14 protein-coding genes are annotated in these 18,956 nt (G+C 69.6%); 8 read left to right on the top strand and 6 right to left on the bottom strand.

What is annotated here, in order from left to right:
- Positions 1-36 precede the first annotated feature (36 nt).
- The 4 genes from BLQ14_RS01285 to BLQ14_RS01270 form a co-directional block, all read right to left on the bottom strand.
- Complete coding sequence (locus BLQ14_RS01285) at positions 37-1,251, bottom strand: glycerophosphodiester phosphodiesterase family protein (protein ID WP_092497396.1); 1,215 nt, start codon at positions 1,249-1,251, stop codon at positions 37-39.
- A 97-nt stretch (positions 1,252-1,348) separates the two neighbouring features.
- The gene (rbsK, locus tag BLQ14_RS01280; RefSeq protein ID WP_092497394.1) at positions 1,349-2,281 is read right to left on the bottom strand and encodes a ribokinase; all 933 of its coding nucleotides are present in this window, start codon (positions 2,279-2,281) and stop codon (positions 1,349-1,351) included.
- A 27-nt stretch (positions 2,282-2,308) separates the two neighbouring features.
- On the bottom strand, positions 2,309-2,767 hold the full coding sequence (locus BLQ14_RS01275; protein WP_092497392.1) for an RbsD/FucU family protein: 459 nt from the start codon (positions 2,765-2,767) through the stop codon (positions 2,309-2,311).
- 29 nt (positions 2,768-2,796) lie between these two features.
- Positions 2,797-3,888, bottom strand: coding sequence for an ABC transporter ATP-binding protein (locus BLQ14_RS01270; protein ID WP_092497390.1), 1,092 nt, complete (start codon positions 3,886-3,888; stop codon positions 2,797-2,799).
- A 272-nt stretch (positions 3,889-4,160) separates the two neighbouring features.
- Between BLQ14_RS01270 and BLQ14_RS01265 the strand changes: the two genes are divergently transcribed.
- The 3 genes from BLQ14_RS01265 (at position 4,161) to BLQ14_RS01255 (ending at position 7,932) form a co-directional block, all read left to right on the top strand.
- Positions 4,161-5,810, top strand: coding sequence for an ABC transporter substrate-binding protein (locus BLQ14_RS01265; RefSeq protein WP_092497388.1), 1,650 nt, complete (start codon positions 4,161-4,163; stop codon positions 5,808-5,810).
- A 62-nt stretch (positions 5,811-5,872) separates the two neighbouring features.
- The gene (locus BLQ14_RS01260; protein ID WP_211295342.1) at positions 5,873-6,991 is read left to right on the top strand and encodes a carbohydrate ABC transporter permease; all 1,119 of its coding nucleotides are present in this window, start codon (positions 5,873-5,875) and stop codon (positions 6,989-6,991) included.
- 20 nt (positions 6,992-7,011) lie between these two features.
- Positions 7,012-7,932: a carbohydrate ABC transporter permease gene (locus tag BLQ14_RS01255; protein ID WP_092497384.1), complete on the top strand. Its 921-nt coding sequence runs from the start codon at positions 7,012-7,014 to the stop codon at positions 7,930-7,932.
- 98 nt (positions 7,933-8,030) lie between these two features.
- On the opposite strand, the gene BLQ14_RS01250 is transcribed toward BLQ14_RS01255, so the two are convergent.
- Positions 8,031-8,876 (bottom strand): amidohydrolase family protein, encoded by an 846-nt coding sequence (locus tag BLQ14_RS01250; RefSeq protein ID WP_092497382.1) that lies wholly within the window; start codon positions 8,874-8,876, stop codon positions 8,031-8,033.
- Positions 8,877-8,889: 13 nt separating this feature from the next.
- Positions 8,890-9,930: an aldo/keto reductase gene (locus tag BLQ14_RS01245; RefSeq protein ID WP_092497380.1), complete on the bottom strand. Its 1,041-nt coding sequence runs from the start codon at positions 9,928-9,930 to the stop codon at positions 8,890-8,892.
- A 196-nt stretch (positions 9,931-10,126) separates the two neighbouring features.
- Between BLQ14_RS01245 and BLQ14_RS01240 the strand changes: the two genes are divergently transcribed.
- The 5 genes from BLQ14_RS01240 to BLQ14_RS01220 all read left to right on the top strand — a co-directional run bounded on the left by BLQ14_RS01240 (position 10,127) and on the right by BLQ14_RS01220 (position 18,920).
- Complete coding sequence (locus BLQ14_RS01240; protein ID WP_092497378.1) at positions 10,127-10,939, top strand: BtpA/SgcQ family protein; 813 nt, start codon at positions 10,127-10,129, stop codon at positions 10,937-10,939.
- A complete protein-coding gene (locus tag BLQ14_RS01235) occupies positions 10,939-12,030 on the top strand; it encodes a M42 family metallopeptidase (RefSeq protein ID WP_092497376.1) in 1,092 nt (363 codons plus the stop codon). Before BLQ14_RS01240 ends, BLQ14_RS01235 begins: the two co-directional genes overlap by 1 nt.
- Positions 12,031-12,040: 10 nt before the next feature.
- Positions 12,041-13,558 (top strand): FGGY-family carbohydrate kinase, encoded by a 1,518-nt coding sequence (locus BLQ14_RS01230; RefSeq protein ID WP_092497374.1) that lies wholly within the window; start codon positions 12,041-12,043, stop codon positions 13,556-13,558.
- Between the two features lie 149 nt (positions 13,559-13,707).
- Positions 13,708-15,537 carry an autotransporter assembly complex protein TamA gene (locus BLQ14_RS01225; protein WP_170068377.1) on the top strand — a complete coding sequence of 610 codons (1,830 nt, stop codon included), beginning with the start codon at positions 13,708-13,710 and terminating at the stop codon, positions 15,535-15,537.
- Positions 15,537-18,920 (top strand): translocation/assembly module TamB domain-containing protein, encoded by a 3,384-nt coding sequence (locus BLQ14_RS01220; protein ID WP_092497370.1) that lies wholly within the window; start codon positions 15,537-15,539, stop codon positions 18,918-18,920. The genes BLQ14_RS01225 and BLQ14_RS01220 overlap by 1 nt, the downstream gene beginning before the upstream one ends.
- Positions 18,921-18,956: the final 36 nt, after the last annotated feature.

The following is an 18,956-nucleotide window of genomic DNA, read 5'->3' as shown; positions in this document are numbered from 1 at the left end:
GGCCCGCCCATGCAGGCAGGCCCGTGCCGCATCGGCTCAGTCGAGACCCATGCAGTTGGCGTAATAGGTGACCGTCGCCGGCCAGTCGGAGAAGATGCCCTCGACCCCGACATCCTGCGCCAGCACATCGATCAGCTCGTACATCATGCCGTCGCTGTTCACGACGTCGCCAATCGACTGGTAATACCAGCCGCCGCCCTCGACGAGCGGGCCGGAACGCTCCAGCGTCCAGGTGATGATCTTCAGGCCCGCGGCCTTGGCGCGCCGTGCCAGCTCCGAGGGCACGATCCGCCCCTCTTCCAGCGTCACCAGCATCCAGGTCGGCGGCGCGATGTAGTTCACGCCCATGGCCTTGAGCTCTTCCATGCTGTGCGGCCACGTCGCCGGATCCATCGGCGAGTATCCCTCGATGTTGTATTCGTCCATCAGATACACGGCCTGCGCGCCGAATTCGGGCTCGTTCTCGATCCAGTAGAGGATGTCGTCGAGATTGAACGACTGCAGCCAGACATCCGAAGGCGGTATGCCGGCGGCCTTGTATTCGTCGACCAGCTTCTGCGCATAGTCCTGCTGCGTGAAGCCGTTGAAGGGCATCTCGACCGCGGGCGCCTTCAGTTCGGGCGTGAACTTCGCGCCGAGGGAGCGGAACAGTTCGATCGACTCGGCATGAGTCATCAGCGTCGCCGGTTCGGCGGCATAGAGCTCGGTCCGCCAGTCGGGGGTGCCGCGCATGTAGGCTTCCACGGTGGTGGCGGTTCGGTCGGCGGCGTCCATCTTCGGGGTCAGGGTGCGGAACTCCTCGAGCGTGATTTCCGAAGTGCGGCACTCCGCCTTCGCCGGCTCGTCGCCTGTGGCGGGGGTGAAGGGGGTGATGCAGGTTTCGGCAAGCGGCGTAGCGAGAATGTTCGTGGTGGTGTGCAGGTCGTTCTGGGCGTGACGGCACACCAGCTCCAGATCCTTGGTGAAGGTGACATCGCATTCGAGGATGCCCGCGCCCATCCGCGCCGCCGCAAGGTTCGATTCAACCGTATGCTCGGGAAACTGCAGCGGCGCGCCGCGATGGCCGATGGAAAACCGGGTTGTCCGCGGCGTCTGCCCCGCACATGACAGAAGCCGCTCCTTCAGCGGCCCCTCGGCCATCCGGTCGATCAGGTAGAAGGGGCGCGGGCCGTAGCTGATGCCCTCGATCCCCTGCGACAGCGCCGGCGCGGCGGCGAGCACGAGAGTTCCAAAGGTGAGATGTCGCAGCATGTTGTCCTCCGGTTGTGGCTGGCGACCGGAGGATGCCCGCACCCCGTAATGGCCGTGTGACGGATCGGCGACGATTGCGCGACAGGCCCCGCCGCGCTCACCCGCCGGCGCCGGACAGGAGCGCCTCGATCTCCTCACGGCGCGGCATCGACGGCGCGGTGCCGGGCCGGGTGACCGAAATCGCCGCCGTCGCGCAGCCGAAGCGCACCGCTTCCACGGGGTCGGCGCCCTCCGACAGGGCAACGGCGAAACCGCCGTTGAAGGCGTCGCCCGCGCCGGTTGTCTCCACCACCGGGCCGGCGTCGAAGGCGGGCACATGCACCGTGCGCGCGCCATCGCGGTAGAGCGCGCCGCGCTCGCCCAGCGTGATCACCGCCGCGCGCGCACCCTGCGCCAGCAGCGCATCGGCGGCGCGCTCGGCATCGGAGAGGCTGGCCACGCTCACGCCGGTCAGCGCCTCGGCCTCCGACTCGTTGGGGGTGACGTAGTCGCACAGTGCCAGCATGCCGGCAGGCAACGGCGCGGCGGGCGCGGGGTTGAGAATGGTCACCGCCCCCGCCTCACGCGCGATCGCCAGCGCCCGCTGGGCCGCGTCGAGCGGCTGCTCGAGCTGGGTCATGAACACGCCCGACGTGGCGATCGCCTCCCTCCAGCGCTCCACATCCTGCGGCGAGATGGTGCGGGCGATGCCGGGACAGACGATGATGGCGTTCTCGCCTGTCGCCTCCTCGACAAAGATGTAGGCCGCGCCGGTGTAGCCCTCGGCGTGCCGGGTCACCTCGGGTTTCACCCCTGCCTCGGCCCAGGTCTGCAGGGCCATCTCGGCGAAGGTGTCGCGCCCGAGCTTGGTGAGCATGCGCACATTGCCCCCCGCACGCGCCGCCGCCACCGCCTGGTTCGACCCCTTGCCTCCGGGCCCGAGCGCGAAGGCACGGCCGAGTATGGTCTCGCCCATCCGCGGCTGGCGCTCGGCGCGATAGGCGGTGTCGGCGACGAAAACGCCGAGAATCGCAACGGGCTTGCCGGTCATTTCTGGGCCCTCCTCATCGCAGCCGCGTCAATCTTCCCCCTCGGGCGGGATCACGCCCTTGCGCAGGGTGAAGCAGCCGTAAAAGCGCCTCTCCCCGGTCTGGATCACAGCATAGGCGGTTCGGGCGAGATCGTAGAAGGCAAACCTCTCGATGCCGACCATGGGCCGGTGCCGGCCCTCGGCGGCATCGATGGCGGCCTGCACCTCGGCCTGCACCGGCGGGATGGTGTCGGGCTCGCCGACGATTTCCATGCGCCCGGCGAAATCATCCACGAAGGTGTCAAGCGGAAACACCGAAAGAATCGCCTCGACGGCCTCGGCCGCGGTCAGATTGTCCATGCGCAGAAGCTCACCCAGCACCGTGTGGCGCGCCACCGAGTCCGACGGAAAGTTGGCGTCCGCGATCACCAGAAGATCGCCATGGCCCATCGCCCGGAGCGCATAGAGCACATCGGCGTTGAGCCGGGGGTCGATTCCCTTGAGCATTCCCTGTCTCCTCCCTTCGCGTTTGCATCTCAGCCGGCGTCTCGGCCGCCCTGCCCGCCAAGCCGTGCGCCGCCGGGGCCGGCATCGAAGACATGTATCATGCCGGGCGCGGGGCGCAGATGCAGCTTCTGGCCAACTCCGAAGCGGTGCCGCTCGCGGAACACGGCGACGATCTCGTCATCGCCGTGACGCGTGACAACATGGGTTTCCGAGCCGGTCGGCTCCACCACCGCCACCGTCACGGCGATGCCCGAATCGGCGAGCTGCAGGTGCTCGGGGCGGATACCGAGCACCACCTCGCGCCCGGGCTCGATTCCCGGCCCAGGCTCGAGGGGGAGGTTGACGCCCCCGATGTCGGCCACCGGCGCCCCGCCCTCCCCGGCGATGCGCGCGCCGATGAAGTTCATGGAGGGCGAGCCGATGAAGCCGGCGACGAACCGGTTCGCCGGCCGGTCGTAAAGTTCGAGCGGCGCGCCGATCTGCTCGATATGGCCGGCGTTCATCACCACGATCCGGTCAGCCATGGTCATGGCCTCGATCTGATCGTGGGTGACGTAGACGGTGGTGGTGCGCAGCCGCTGGTGCAACTCGCGGATCTCGGCGCGCATCTGCACCCTGAGCTTGGCGTCGAGGTTCGACAACGGCTCGTCGAACAGGAACACCTGCGGATCGCGCACGATCGCCCGCCCCATGGCCACGCGCTGGCGCTGCCCGCCCGACAGCGCGCGCGGATAGCGGTCGAGATAGTCGGTGAGTCCGAGAATCGCCGCCGCGTCGCGCACGCGCCGCTCGATCTCGGCCTTGTCCATCCCGCGCATCCGCAGGCTGAAGGCCATGTTCGCCGCCACCGTCTTGTGCGGGTAGAGCGCATAGTTCTGAAACACCATGGCGATGTCGCGTTTGGAGGGCGGGAGCCCGTTCACCACCCGTCCGCCGATGGCGATGGTGCCGGCGCTGATCTCCTCAAGCCCCGCGATCATGCGCAGAAGCGTCGACTTTCCGCACCCGGATGGCCCGACCAGCACCATGAACTCGCCGTCGGCGATGTCGAAGCTGAGGCCGTGGATGACCTCCATCGCGCCATAGGTCTTGCGCACCTCGCGTATCGTGACTTCGGCCATGCTTCCTCCCGCGCGCCGATGTTGCCTTCCCGGCTCGAGAATAGGCACAGCGGCGGCGCCGTGTCCACGCATTGTCATGCTAACATGTCAACCTCTTGACAGGCCGGGGGGTCGACTGAGACAGTTCACGAGGGCCTTCCCGTGGGCCTGCCCGTGACGGGCGGCTGAAGGCACGACAACGCGAAACTGCCGCGGCCCCGCGCATGCTCGGCGTGCGGGCCGGGCGAGAGGACCGGGGGTCATGGCACCCCGGCGTTTGGGAGGAGAGACCAATGAGACGCGAGATCTACGAAGCGATGATGAAGGCCGGCAAGATCAGCCGGCGCAACATGCTCAAGGGCGCGGCGGCAACCGGAGCGGTCGCGGCCTTCTCGGGCGTGTCCACGGGTGTCAGCGTCCGTCCGGCCTGGGCCGCGGCGCATGAGTCGCTGCGCGCCGCGATCCTGAAGATCCCGGGCGTGGGCATGGGCAGCCCCACCGATGCCGACTGGCAGAAGGTCGGCGAGATGTGCATGGGCCCCGTCAAGGAGGTGGTCGCAGAAGGCGAGTTCAAGGGCGTCGAGCTCACCTTCATGGGGCTCAACAACCAGAACCTGCACAACTTCCTGTTCCGCGGCTTCCTCAAGCCGTGGGAGAGATATACCGGCGCCAAGATCAACTGGATCGACCTCGCTCAGGCCGACTACAACGCCCGCCTGCAGCAGTCCATCGCCACCGGCACGGTCGATTTTGACATCCTCGAGATGGGCGCGCCCTTCGAGGGCGACGTGCTGGGCCGCGGCATGGCCTCGGAGATGCCGGGATGGGTCGCCGACATCATCGACATGGATGACTACGTCGATTACCTCAAGGCGCCGGTCGGCACCTGGAACGGGAAGACCCACCGCGTCTCGATCGACGGCGACTGCCACACCTTCGCCTATCGCACCGACTATTTCGGCCCGGGTTCGGTGACGGGGCGCGATGTGCCGAAAACATGGCAGGAGGTCAACGAGATCACCAAGGCGCTCAAGGGCAAGACCGACCCGCTCACCGGGCTCGAGGCCTACGGCTATCTCGACCCGCTGAAGGGCTGGGGCGGCTTCGGCTTCTACTTCATCGAGAACCGCGCCACCGCCTACGTGAAGAAGCCGGGCGACCCGGTGTGGCTGTTCGACCCCGACACGATGAAGCCGCTCGTCAACACCCCCGGCTGGGTGCAGGCGATCCAGGACGTGATGGACCTGATCGCCGCCGACGTCTACCCGCCCGACCAGATCAACGCCGATCCGGGCACCACCGCCTTCCAGCAGTTCCTGGCCGGCACCGGCTCGATGCTGATGTGGTGGGGCGACGTGGGTTCGAATGCGCGCACCTCCGACACCTCGGTGGTGGGCGACGTCGTCGGCTTCGGCATCAACCCCGGCTCCGAACGCTACTATGACCGCGCGACGGGCCAGTGGGTGAACGAATACAACGAGGCGCCGAACATGGCCTACATCGGCTGGGGCATCTACGTCATGGCCACGGTCGATGGCGACCCGAAGAAGAAGAAGGCCGCATGGTCGGCGGCGGCGCATCTGGGCGGCAAGGACATCTCGCTCTGGGCGTCGGCCTATCCGTCGGGCTTCCAGCCCTACCGCAACTCGCACTTCAATTACGACGAGTGGGAAGCGGCGGGCTACGACCGCGCCTTCATCGAGGATTACCTCGGCTCGAACCGCGACAGCTACAACCACCCGAACGCCGCCATCGAGCCGCGCATTCCCGGCATCTTCCAGTACTACTCGGTGGCCGAGGACGAGCTCGCGAAGGGCTTCGCCGGGCAGTACGCCTCTGCCCAGGAGACGGCCGATGCCATCGCCGCCGCCTGGGAGAAGATCACCGATCAGATCGGCCGCGAGCAGCAGCTGAAGCTCTACCGCGCCTCGCTCGGGCTCTGAGCCCGGCGACAGGGTGACGGGACTGCAACCGGGCTGAACGTGATGGAACGGAGCGGCGGACGATGAGCGCAGGCAGGCACGACATGGGCGACCGGCTGCATGTGGTGTTCGAGGACAGGATTGCGCCCTGGCGCCGCCGTCTCGGTGCGGTGCTCGTCTGGGGCGGGGCGGCGGTCATGGTCGCCGTCTTCGCCCTGCTCGCGCTCGGCCGCTTCGGGCTCATCGCGCTTGACGTGCCGAACTGGCGCCCGGCGCTCTATGCCTATCTCGCCTGGGCGGTGGCCTTCTGCACCGCCCAGGTGCTCACCCGCGGCGAGCGCGGAAAGCGGGCGCTCTTCATCCTGCCCGCGGTGCTGTTCGTGGTGGCGATGGTGGTGTTTCCGCTGATCTTCGCCGTCGCCATCGCGCTGTCTGACTGGAACCTCTCCTCGCTCAGCGGCCCGCGCTTCAACGGGCTCGACAACTTCCGCCAGATGCTGAGCGATCCGTTCTACTGGAACGCCATGCGCAACATGCTCTGGTACACGGGCATGATCTCGGTCGAGTATGTGATCGCGTTCGGCCTTGCATTGATCCTTGCCGGCCAGATCAGGGCACGCAAGTTCTTTCGCGTGGCGTTTCTCTTGCCGCTCATGCTCTCGCCGGTGGCCGTGAGCTGGATGGTGGGCAAGTCGATGCTCGAAGTGCGCTTCGGCCCGGTCGCCCGGCTCGCCCGCGAACTCGGCTGGGAGCGGCCCTCGTTCTTCGGCGATCCGCTGATCGCCCGGCTCACCATCGAGGCGATGGATGCCTGGACCTACATCCCCTTCATGATGATCATGCTGCTTGCCGGGCTTCAGGCCATTCCGCGCGAGCTGACCGAGGCCGCGGAGGTCGACGGCGCCAGCGCCTGGCGGCGGTTCTGGGAAGTGACCTTTCCGCTGATGCTGCCGGTGTCGATCACGGCGATCCTGATCCGCATCATCTTCAAGCTCAAGCTCGCCGACATCATCATCAACGTCACCTCCGGCGGCCCGGGCGGCGCGACCGACAGCGTCACCTCCTTCATCTTCCGCGAATACCGCGACCGCTCGAACGTCGGTTACGGCACGCTGCTGGCGCTCGTCTATCTTGTGGTGATCGTCGTCGCCATCACCGTGTTCATGAAACTCGTCGACCGCTGGATGAACCCCAGATACTGAAGGCCCGGAGCGCAGACAGCATGTCAGGCACGCAGATCTTTCACGACCACCCGGTCGATCTGGCCTACAGGGCGCGCTGGTGGAGCGGCAGGCTGGTCATCTACGCCATCCTGATCCTGTGGACGGTCATCTGCCTTTTCCCGATCTACTGGACCATCACCACCAGCTTCAAGACCGCCCCCGACGTGATGAAGGGCAACCTGATCCCGTTCTGGGACTTCACGCCGAAATGGCTTGGCTGGCGCTCGCTCGGCCTCTCCCCCGACACGTGGGGGCAGGAGAGCACCGTGCGGGCCGAGTTTCTCAAGCGCTTCACCAACTCGGCCATCGTCGCGCTCGGCGCCTCGAGCCTTGCCGTCATCCTCGGCTCCTGCGCGGCCTACGGGCTCAGCCGCTTCAGCTACCGCTTCGGCTTCATGCGCAATCCCGACATCTCGTTCTTCTTCCTGTCGCAGCTGATCCTGCCGCCGGTGGTGCTCGCGCTGCCTTTCCTCGTGCTCTACAAGGAACTTGACCTGCTCGACACCCGCATCGGGCTGATCCTGCTCTACACGCTGACGGTGCTGCCCATCGTCATCTGGATCATGCGCGACCAGTTCCAGTCGATCCCGGTGGAGCTCGAGGAGGCGGCACTCGTCGACGGGCTGTCGGTATGGGGGGCGTTCCTCACCATCGTTCTGCCGATCGCCCTGCCCGGCATGGTGGCGGCCTTCATCCTCAGCCTCACCCTGACCTGGAACGAATACTTCTTCGCCGCTCTGCTGACCTCCACCGAGGCCAAGACGCTGCCCGTGATGCTGGCCAGCCAGACCGGAAGCCAGGGCATCAACTGGTGGGCAATGGCGGCCCTGGCGACGGCGGCGATCCTGCCGCTCGTGATCATCGGCATCCTGCTCGAGCGCTACATCATTCGCGGGATGGCGGCGGGGGCGGTGAAGTAGGCCCGCCGAGGCGTCCGCCCCCCGCTTTCCGCCCCCCGCTTTCCGCCCGCCTGTCCGCCCGCCTGTCCGGCCGTCTATCCCGCCGTCTCGCCTCTCTTTCACGTCCCAAGCCGGTAGAAGGCCGCCGCGGTGCCACCGAAGACGCGCGCACGCTCCGTCTCGGAAAGCCCCGCCGTCAATGCTTCGGCGGCGGCGCGCCAGTCGTCGTAGCTTGCGCGCAACAGGCACACCGGCCAGTCCGAGCCCCACATCACCCGCTCGGGGCCGAATTCCCTGAGCACATGCTCCACGCAGGGGGCAAGATCGTCGAGCGTCCATCCTTCGGCGGCTTCCGTCACGAGGCCCGAAAGCTTGACGAAGGCGCCGGTCTCGCCCGCAATGCGGCTCATTCCCTCGGCCCATGCGCGCATCAGCTCGGGCCGGGCGGCATGATCGCGGATGCGGGGCTTCATGCAGTGATCGATCACCACTCGCATCGCCGGGTAGCGCCTGAACAGCTCGAGAAAGTTCGCCAGATGCTGAGGAAAGCCGAGGGCATCGAAGGCGAGGTCAAGCTCGCAGACGGCGCGGAAGCCCCACTGCACGTCGTCGCGCAGCATCCAGTTCACATCGGGGATGTCCTGGATCATGGGGCGCACGCCCTTGAACTTGGGATGGCGCGCGAGCCGCTCGAGTTCGGCGCGCTGGTCGGGGCGCTCGAAATCCACCCAGCCCACGACGCCGACGACGCTGTCCGTGGCATCGGCGATGCCCAGCATGTATTCGGTTTCCTGCACGCTGGGCGCGGCCTGCACCAGCACCGTGGCGGCAATCCCGTGCCGGTCGAGATGGGGCCTGAGATCGCGCGGCAGCCACACCCGGTTGAGCGTGGCATTGTCGCGCGGCATCCAGCCATAGTCGCCGCGGGCGGGGTTCCAGTAGTGCTGATGGGCGTCGATCCGCATCCTGCCGTCCTCCTCAGGCGGTGGGCGCGTCGGTGGGCGCATCGGGGCGCATCAGCCCCTCGGCCTTGAGATCGGCCCAGAGCGCTGGCGGAATTCTCGCCTCGAGCGCGGCAAGGTTCGACTCCATCTCGGGCATCCCCTGACCGCCCGGTATCACCGAGACCACCGCCGGATGCATGAGCGGAAAGCGGAAGGCCGCATCGACGAGCCGCACCCCATGGCGGGCGCAGACCGCCTCGATCCGCCGGACGCGCTCGAGAATCTCCGGCGGTGCGAGATCGTAGTTGTAGTGAGCGCCTTCCACCGGCCCGGTGGCGAGAATGCCCGAATTATACGGCCCGCCGATGACGATGCCGATGCCGCGGCTCTCGCAGAGCGGCAGGAAGCTCTCCAGCGCCTCCTGTTCGAGCAGCGTGTAGCGCCCGGCAAGCAGGAACAGGTCGAAATCGCCCCGCTCGGCCAGCCACTGGCAGGGCTGCCACTCGTTGACGCCGGCGCCGAAGGCGCGGATCACCCCCTGCTCGCGCAGATGCACGAGCGCCCGATAGCCGCCGGCCATGAACTCGGTCAGCCGGCCTTCCAGCGCCTCCCGCGTGCCATGGTTGAAGACGTCAAGATCATGGGCAAACAGGATGTCCACCCGGTCCAGTCCAAGCCGTTCGAGCGAGGCCTCCAGGCTGCGCATCACCCCGTCATAGGTGTAGTCGTACACTTCCTGGCGCGAGGGCACGTCGAACCACTTGCCCACCCCGTCACGGGCGTCGGGCGGGCAGGCGCGCAGGAGCCGCCCCACCTTGGTTGAAAGCACGTATTCATCGCGCGGCTTGCCGCGCAGGAAACGGTTGAGCCGCGTCTCGGCCAGCCCGAAGCCGTAAAGCGGCGCGGTGTCGTAATAGCGCACGCCCGCCGCCCAGGCGCGCTCGAGCACCGCCTCCGCCTCCGCGTCGCTGACCGCGCGGTAGAGGTTGCCCAGCGGCGCCGTGCCCATGCCAAGTTCGGTGAAGCTCAGCCCGCCGTCGCGCCGTCTGTCCCAGTGCCGCGTCGCAATCGCCATATGTGTTCCTCCTATCCTCGCCGCGCTTCTCCGGCCGCGTCCGTTGCCACCCGCTGCACCGGCCGGAGCCGACGCAGTGTCGCCGACATGCTAGAATATTCAGGATTGGCGTGCACATGAAATCGGGTAGGTTCTAGAGCGAAGCGCGCCGCCCGGGAGGGCGCGCGCAGCGCAGATCCGGGCGAGGGAGGCGGCATTGGACAGGTTTCGCAGCATATTCGGCGACGTGAGGCCGGTGATCGGCATGGTGCATCTGGGCGCCCTCCCCGGCGCGCCCCTTCACGACGCCCGGGCGGGGCTCGAAGGGCTTGTCGAGTCCGCCCGCGCCGATCTCGCGGCGCTGCAGGCGGCCGGTTTCGATGCGGTGATGTTCGGCAACGAGAACGACCGGCCCTACGAGCTGAAGGTCGACACCGCCTCGACCGCGACCATGGCCTATGTCATCGGCCGGCTGAGGAGCGAGATCACCGTCCCGTTCGGGGTGAATGTGCTGTGGGATCCGATGGCCACGGTGGCGCTGGCCGCGGCCACCGGCGCGGCGTTCGCGCGCGAGATACTCACCGGCCTCTATGCCTCCGACATGGGGCTCTGGTCACCGGACGCCGGCGCGGCGATGCGCTACCGTGACCGGCTCGACCGGCGCGATCTGGCGATGTTCGCCAATGTCTCGGCCGAATTCGCCGACAGCCTCGACCGCCGCCCGCTTCCCGACCGGGCACGCTCGGCGGTGTTCTCCTCCATCCCCGACGCGGTGCTTGTCTCGGGGCAGATCACCGGCGAGCCCGCCGCGCTTTCCGACCTGGAGGCGGTCAAGGCGGTGCTGCCCGAGGTGCCGGTTCTGGCCAACACGGGCGTGAAGCACGACACCGTGGCCGATGTGCTGGCCGTTGCCGACGGATGCATCGTCGGATCGGCGCTGAAGGTGGACGGCGACACCTGGGCACCCGTCGACCCCGAGCGCGCCGCCGACTTCATGGCGAGGGCGCGCGCCGCCCGGAGGCCGCGGTGATGCGGAGCCTTCTGCGCGACGACCTGATGGCGCTGATGCGCCTGCCCGGCCTGGCCGGCCACGAGGACCGGGTGCGCACCGCGATCCGCGCCCGTCTTGCCGCCGCCGGCGTGGAGAGCCGCGGCGACCGGTTGGGCAACCTGATCGCGACGCTTCCCGGCGCGGCGGAGGCCCCCTCGGTGATGGTCTTCGCGCACATGGACCAGCTCGGTTTCATCGTCCGCCGCATCGAGGATGACGGACTCCTGCGGCTCTCGCGGCTGGGCGGCGTGCCCGAGCGCGCGCTCGCCGCGCAGGAGGTTCTGGTGCAGCTCGGCGAGGGCCGCGATCTGCCCGGCGTGATCGCGACCAAGGCCCATCACGCCACTGGCCCGGAAGAGAAATTCCGCGTGGTGCCGACAGCCGAGGTTTTCGTGGATGTCGGCCTTGCCTCCCGCGCGGCGGTGGAGGCGGCCGGCATCAGGATCGGCACGCCGGTGGTCTGGGCGCCGCGCGCGCTCGAGATCGGCGACGGGCGGATCATGGGCACGGCGGTTGACGACCGCGCCGGCTGCGCGGTGCTCATCGCGCTTGCGCGTGCCCTGCGCCGGCGCACGGGCGGGCCGACCGTGCATCTGGTGTTCTCGGTGCAGGAGGAATTCAACCTTCGCGGCGCGCTGGTCGCCGCCCAGGCACTGATGCCGGACATCGCCATCCAGCTCGACATCATGCTCGCGACCGACACCCCCGACATGGCCCATCTCGGCGAGATGCGGCTTGGTGGCGGGCCGGGGATGAGCCTCTACTCCTTCCACGGCCGCGGCACCCTCAACGGCGTGCTGCCGCACCCGGCGCTGGTGCGGCTCATGGAAGAGACGGCGGCGGCCGAGAACATTCCCCTTCAGCGCAGCGCCCAGGTGGGTGTCCTGACCGACCTCAGTTACGTCCAGCTCGTCGGCCAGGGCGTGGCGGCGCTCGATCTGGGTTTTCCGATGCGCTATTCCCACTCGGCGCGGGAGATGTGTGACCTCGCCGATCTCGAGGCGCTTGCCGCGCTTCTGTGCGCCGCTCTCGCCCGTATCGGCGCGGGCTTCGATCTGATCCGGCACTAGGAGGAGCGGTATGGGCTGCACGCTTGGCATCGATATCGGCACCTATCAGAGCAAGGGCGTGCTCGTGGACGAGACGGGCCGGGTGCTCGCCGAGGCACGGCGCGATCACCGCATGATCGTTCCCCGCCCCGGCTGGGCCGAGCATCGCGCCGAAGAGGACTGGTGGGCCGACTTCGTGCACATCACCCGGGCGCTGATCGCCGAGGCCGGCGTGGCACCCGGCGAGATCGCCGCCGTCGCCTGTTCTGCAATCGGCCCCTGCATGCTGCCGGTGGATGCCGCGGGCCGGCCACTGATGAACGCGGTGCTCTACGGGGTGGATACCCGCGCGGCCGCCGAGATCGAGGAGCTGACCGGGGAAATCGGGGCCGAGAGGATTCTCGCGCGCTGCGGCAACGCGCTCACGAGCCAGGCTGTCGGGCCGAAGATCCTGTGGCTCAAGCGCAACCGCCCCGAGATCTTCGCCGCCGCGGCGAAGGTGATGACCTCGACGAGCTACCTGGTGATGAAGCTCACCGGAGAATGTGTCATCGACCACTACACGGCGGCGAATTTCGCGCCGCTCTATGACGTCGCACGCCGCGACTGGTGCGACGATCTCGCCCCCGACATCATTCCGCTCGAGCGGCTGCCGCGGCTGATGTGGTCGGCCGAGATCGCCGGGCATGTGAACGACGCGGCGGCGCGCGAGACGGGCCTTGCTGCCGGAACGCCGGTGACCTGTGGCACCATCGACGCGGCCGCCGAAGCGGTCTCGGTGGGCGTGGCGGCGCCCGGCGAGATGATGCTCATGTACGGCTCCACCATCTTCGTGATCGAGGTCACGGCCGAGCGCGTGCGCGACGCGCGGCTGTGGTATGCGCCGTGGCTGTTTCCCGACCGGCACGCGGCGATGGCGGGGCTTGCCACCTCGGGCACGCTCACCCACTGGTTCCGTGACCACTTCGCCCGCGACCTGCCCCGCGACGAGGCCTTTGCCCGCCTGGCCGCCGAGGCGGAGACCACCCCGCCGGGCGCGGGCGGGCTCCTGTGCATGCCGTATTTCTCGGGCGAACGCACGCCGCTGCATGACCCGAAGGCGCGCGGCGCCTTCTTCGGTCTCGATCTCACCCACACGCGCGGGCATCTTTATCGGGCGCTTCTCGAGGGCATCGCCTTTGCCACTGCCCATGTGCTCGAAACATATGCCGAGGCGGGCGCCACGCCGGAGCGGATCTTTGCCGTGGGTGGAGGGGTGCAGAATACGCTTTGGCTGCAGGCCACGTCGGATGCGGCGGGAGTCATGCAGCGGATCCGCGCGCGCACCCTCGGTGCCAGCTACGGCGACGCCTTCCTCGCCGCTCTGGCAGCGGGAGCGGTGGACGAGGGCGACATCGCCCGCTGGAACCCCGAGGCACGCCGCGTGGAGCCGCGCGATCTGCCCGCCTACCGCGCGCTCTATCCCCTGTTCAAGGCGCTCTACGTCCAGACCCGCGACATCGCCCATGCGCTCGAGCACCTCGCCGATGGCGGCACGGCCCCCGCTTGATCCCGCCCGGCGGATCCTGGCCGAAATCCCGTGTGCCCCCGCCGGCTGACTGTCGCCTTCCGGACTGCGCGGCGCTAGGTTGCCGGCACGGCGGGCCGGTCCGCGACTCACGCATGCCGCGCCCGCAAGCCGCCGCGCAGGGAGCCGCGATGACACCGCACCGCCGCCGCCTGGGCTTGCGCATCCGACCGCCTTTCGGGGCGCTTCTCGTCGCCTTCCTCGCGACAGCGGCACCCGGCGGAGCGCAGGCGCTCGAGCGACTGAGCTACGAGGTCGCTTCGCGCGAGGCGCATCTGCGCGCCGCGGTCGAGCGTGCCTCGGCGCTGCGCGCGGCCGAGCGAGAAGGGCGCACATCGCCGCGCGAGCTCGTCGCCGCCGCCCTGCTCGACTACCGGCGCATCACCGAGGCGCTTTATGCCGAGGGCCATTACTCGGTGGTGGTTTCCATCCAGATCGATGGACGCGAGGCGGCCGACATCCCCCTCACCGCGCCGCTTGCGCGGATCGACACCATCGCCGTGCGCGTCGACCCCGGCCCGCCGTTCCGCTTCGGCGCCAGCACCCTTGCCCCGCTGCCCCCCGGTCACGGTCTGCCGGAAGCCATCGCGCCCGGCCGGCCGGCGCGAAGCGGCGCGGTGCGCGAGGCCGTGCGCGAGGCCGTGGAGGCATGGCGCGAGGCCGGTCACGCCAAGGCCCGCCCCGCGCGCGACCGCGTGCTTGCCGATCACGCCGCGCGACGGCTGGATGTGACGGTGGAGATTGAGCCGGGGCCAAGGGTGCGCTTCGGACGGCTGCGGCAGATGACCCCAAGCGCCGTGCGGTCCGAGCGCATCGAGGCGATCGCCGGCTTGCCGGAAGGAGAGGTCTTCTCCCCGGCCACGGCCCGCCGCGTCGCGGACCGGCTGCGCCGCAGCGGCGCCTTCGCCACCGTCGCGCTTGGCGAGGCCGAAACCCTCTCTCCCGGCGATCGCATGGACATGCTCCTTTCGGTGGTGGACGAAAGGCCGCGCCGCCTCGGCTTCGGCGCAGAGCTTTCCTCCTTCGAGGGGCTCGAGCTCTCGGGCTACTGGCTGCACCGGAACCTGTTCGGTGGAGCCGAGCGCCTCAGGCTCGACGGCCGGCTCGGCGGCATCGGCGGGCAGAGCGGCGGGCTCGACCAGTCTCTCACGGCGCGGCTCGACGTGCCGGCGGTGTACGGCCCCGACACGCGCGGCTTTGTCCATGCCGGCGGGGAACGCCGCGAGGAACCGGACTTCACCTCCCTCGGCGTGAGCGTCGGTGCCGGGCTTGGCCGGGACTTCACCGAGAACCTCTCGGCCGAGGCGGGAATTGCCCTGTCGTGGACACGGGCGACCGATGCGCTGGGCACCCGCAGCTACCCGATGGCGATGCTCCCCGCCCAGCTCACATGGGACGGGCGCGACAAACGCCTCGACGCAACGCGCGGCCATTTCCTTGCCCTCGGGGCGATGCCCTTCATCACCCTCGACGATGGCACCGCCGGGCTCAGGGCAACGCTCGATGCGCGCGGCTACCAACGGCTCGGCGACGAGGACGGCGCCACGGTGCTGGCCGGGCGGCTTCAGGCGGGCACGCTCGCGGGGGTTGCGCTGGCCGACGCGCGGCCCGACCTCCTGTTTCACAGCGGCGGCGGCGGCACGGTGCGCGGCCAGCCCTACCAGTCGCTCGGGGTCGATCTCGGCGGCGGCGCCACCACCGGCGGGCTGAGCTTCCTGGCGCTGTCACTCGAAGCGCGGGTGCCGCTTGGCGAACGCTTCGGCGCCGTCGCCTTCGTCGATGCCGGCCATGTCGGCTCCACCGCGCTGCCGGGAAGTTCGGGCAACTGGCACGCGGGAGCGGGGATCGGTCTGCGGTACCACACCGCCTTTGCCCCGATCAGGCTAGACATCGCCGCCCCCGTCGCCGGAACCACCGGGCAAGGCCTGCAGATCTACCTGGGGATAGGGCAGAGCTTCTGATGCGCCAGCTTCTCTTTCCCGCGCTCCTTCTGCTGCTCGCCGCCATCGCCCCGCCCTTCGCGCCGGCGCGGGCGCAGCAAGGCGGCGATGACGGCGCCGGGTTTCTCGAACGCTGGCTGGAGACGCGGCTTTCGGCCGCCGGGCGCGAGGTCCGCATCGAGGGTTTCCGGGGAGCGCTCTCGGGCCGGGCCGAACTCGAGGCGCTCACCATCGCCGATGCCCGCGGCGTATGGCTGACGGTGCGTGGCGCGGTGCTCGACTGGAACCGCGCCGCACTTCTTTCCGGCCGACTCGAGGTGGCCGAGCTTGCCGCCGAGGAAATCATCCTTGCCCGCCTGCCCGAGCCGGAACCCGCCCCCGGCGCACCGCTGCCCGACCTGCCGGCGGCAAGGGCGCCCGGCTTTTCCCTTCCCGAGCTCCCGGTGGAGATCGACATCCGGCGGCTGGCCGTTGCACGGCTGCGGCTCGAACCTCCGGTTCTGGGCGAGGCGGTGGAGCTGACCGGCACCGGCAACGCCCGCCTGGCCGGCGGCGCAGGAACCGCCGCGCTCGACATCCGCCGCACCGACGGGCGGGAAGGCGCGGTGAGCCTGCGCGCAAGCCATGACAACGCGGCCCAATCGCTCGCGCTCGAGATGAGCGTGACCGAGCCCGAGGGCGGTATCGCCGCCCGCCTTCTGGGCGTGCCCGGCCAGCCCGCCCTTTCCCTGCGAATCGCCGGCGAAGGCACGCCGGAGGATTTCGCCGCCGACCTTTCGCTCGACGTCGCCGCGGCACGGGCCCTCTCGGGCCGCTTCGCGCTTGCCGCGCAGCCGACGGGTGGCGACCTGCGCTTCACGCTCGAGATCGCCGGAGACCTGCGCCAGCTGCTGCCGCCGCAACTTGCGCCAGCGGCAGGCTCCCATGCCACGCTTTCGCTCCGCGGCGCGCGTAGCGCCGGGGGGCTCCTGCGGTTGACCGACATCGCGCTTGACAGCGGCACGCTGCGCATCACCGGCGCCGCCATACTCACGCCCGAAGGCGACAGCGCACCCACGCCGATGGGGCCACGTGCCGATCTCGACCTCACGGTCGTCATCGACGATCTTGCGCCCCTGTCGGGGGTGGTTGCACCTCCCCTGCCCGGCCCGCTCGGCGGCGGCGTCACGCTCCGGCTGCGCGGCAAACTCGCACCTCTGGGCGGGGCATTCGATCTCGCCCTGGAAGGCCGCACCCGCGACATCACGCTTGGCCTTGCGCGGCTCGACCCGCTGCTCTCGGGTGAGGGCCGCCTCGCCGTCGCAGCCCGCCGCGACGCCTCCGGCACGCGCCTCGAGCGCGCCGAGTTCGCCACCGCCCGCGCCACTCTCCGCGCGGTGGCGGACTTTCCCGGCGCCGAGGGCACGGCGCGGCTCGAAGCCGAAATTGCCGATGTCTCGCCGCTTGCGCCGGGGCTCGCGGGTGCCGCGCGGCTCGCGCTCACCCTCGATGGCGCCGGAGGGCTCTGGCAGATCCGGCTGAGCGGCGAGGGCCCGGGCGGCGCGCGCCTCGCCGCAGAGGGTACCGGAACGGTCCGCTCGGGCGCGCTTGCGGCTCTCGAGGGCACCGCCCGCGCAGATGTGCAGGCCCTTGCCGGCTATTCCGGCCTCGCCGGGCGCAGCCTGAGCGGTACAGCGCGTCTCCAGGCGCAGGGCCGCGCCGATTTCACCGCGAAGGCGTGGTCGCTCACGATAGACGGCGAAGCGCAGGATCTTGCCCTTGCCGAGCCGCTCCTTGATCCGCTGCTGCGTGGCACGGCGCGCCTGTCGGCGCGTCTGCGCGGCCCGCGGCAGGGCCTCGCCATGCTCGAGGCGCTGAAACTCGAGTCGCGCGAGCTTTCCGCCACGGTGGCGGCCGAGCCGGAAGCAGCTCCGGCCGCGTTTGCCGTGTCAGCGCGGCTGCGCGACATGGGGCTTGTTGCGCCGGGGCTTGCCGGTGAGCTCACCGTCGCGGGCACCGCCCGGGCCGGCGCCACCTCCGATGACGGGAGCTGGCGCATCGACATCGCCGCCAACGGCCCGGCCGGCCTTGCCGCGCGCGCGGTGGGAAGCATCCGCCCTGCCCTTCCCGGCGCGGAGCTGTCGATGACCGGCACCGCCCCCCTTGCGCTTGCCAACCGTCTCGTTGCGCCGCGCCTTCTGTCGGGGCGCGCGGATTTCGACCTGCGGCTCGACGGTCCCCTCGCGCTGGAGGGGCTCTCGGGCAGGTTGCGCCTCTCGGAGGCCGGAGCGGCACTGCCGGCACTGCAAATCTCGCTGACGGGCGTCTCGGGCGAGGCGCGCATTGCAGACGGTGCCGCGGAGCTCGCGGCTTCGGGACGGGCGCGCAGCGGTGGCCGCTTCGGACTCGCCGGCCGGATCGGACTGGCGCCGCCCAATGATGCCGCACTGACCCTGCAGCTCGACGGCCTCGTGATCCGGCGGCCGCCGCTTCTGGAGGCGACCGCAAATGCCGCGCTGACGCTCACCGGGCCGCTGGCCACGCGCGCGCTGCTCGGCGGACGTGTGGATGTCATCACCGCCGAGCTGCGGCTCAGCGAGGGGCTTCCCACCGGCGCTGCGCCGCTTCCCGGCCTGAGGCACCGCAATCTGCCCGCCCGCGTGCGCGAGACGCTCCTGCGCGCGGGCCTTCTTGAAATCGCCCCCCCGGCACCCGCCGCGGGCCGGACGCTTGGGCTCGATCTTCTCGTGAGCGCTCCGGCGCGGGTGTTTCTGCGCGGGCGCGGCGTCGATGCCGAGTTTGGCGGCAGCCTCCGGCTCGGAGGCACTGTCGACGAGGTGATTCCCACCGGCGGCCTGCAGCTTCTGCGCGGGCGCATGGAGTTTCTCGGCCGCCGCCTCGAGCTGGAGGAGGCGACGGTGACGTTGCGAGGCAGCTTCGATCCGCTTCTGCGCCTGCGCGCGGCAACAGCCACCCCCGATGGGCTTCGGGCAGCGGTTCTTGTGGAAGGATCGGCTTCCGATCCGGTGGTCACGATCTCCTCGAGCCCGCCGCTGCCGGAGGACGAGATTCTCGCCCGCCTCGCGTTCGGCCGCGACATCTCCAACCTTTCGCCACTGCAGGCGGTACAGCTGGCATCGGCGATCTCCACGCTTTCGGGGGCCGGCGGTGCCGGCGTGGTTGACCGCATTCGCGCGCTCTTCGGCCTCGACGATCTCGAGGTCACCTCCTCGGAGACCGGCGGGCCACGAGTGCGGCTTGGCCGCTATCTTGGCGAGAACCTGTACACCGATGTCGAGATCGACGCCGCGGGGCGCACCGCGATCGACCTTGAGCTGTCGGTTTCGCCCTCGGTCACCGTGCGCGGGCGACTCGACTCGACAGGAGATACCGGACTGGGCCTCTTTTACGAGCGTGACTACTGACGCGGCCGCGACCCGCCGGACGCTGACCGCCTTCGA

This window comes from Meinhardsimonia xiamenensis, from assembly GCF_900102905.1.
GTDB classification, from domain to species: Bacteria; Pseudomonadota; Alphaproteobacteria; order Rhodobacterales; family Rhodobacteraceae; genus Meinhardsimonia; species Meinhardsimonia xiamenensis.
Note: the sequence above shows the minus strand (reverse complement) of the source record. Positions and strands in the feature narration are given on the sequence as shown.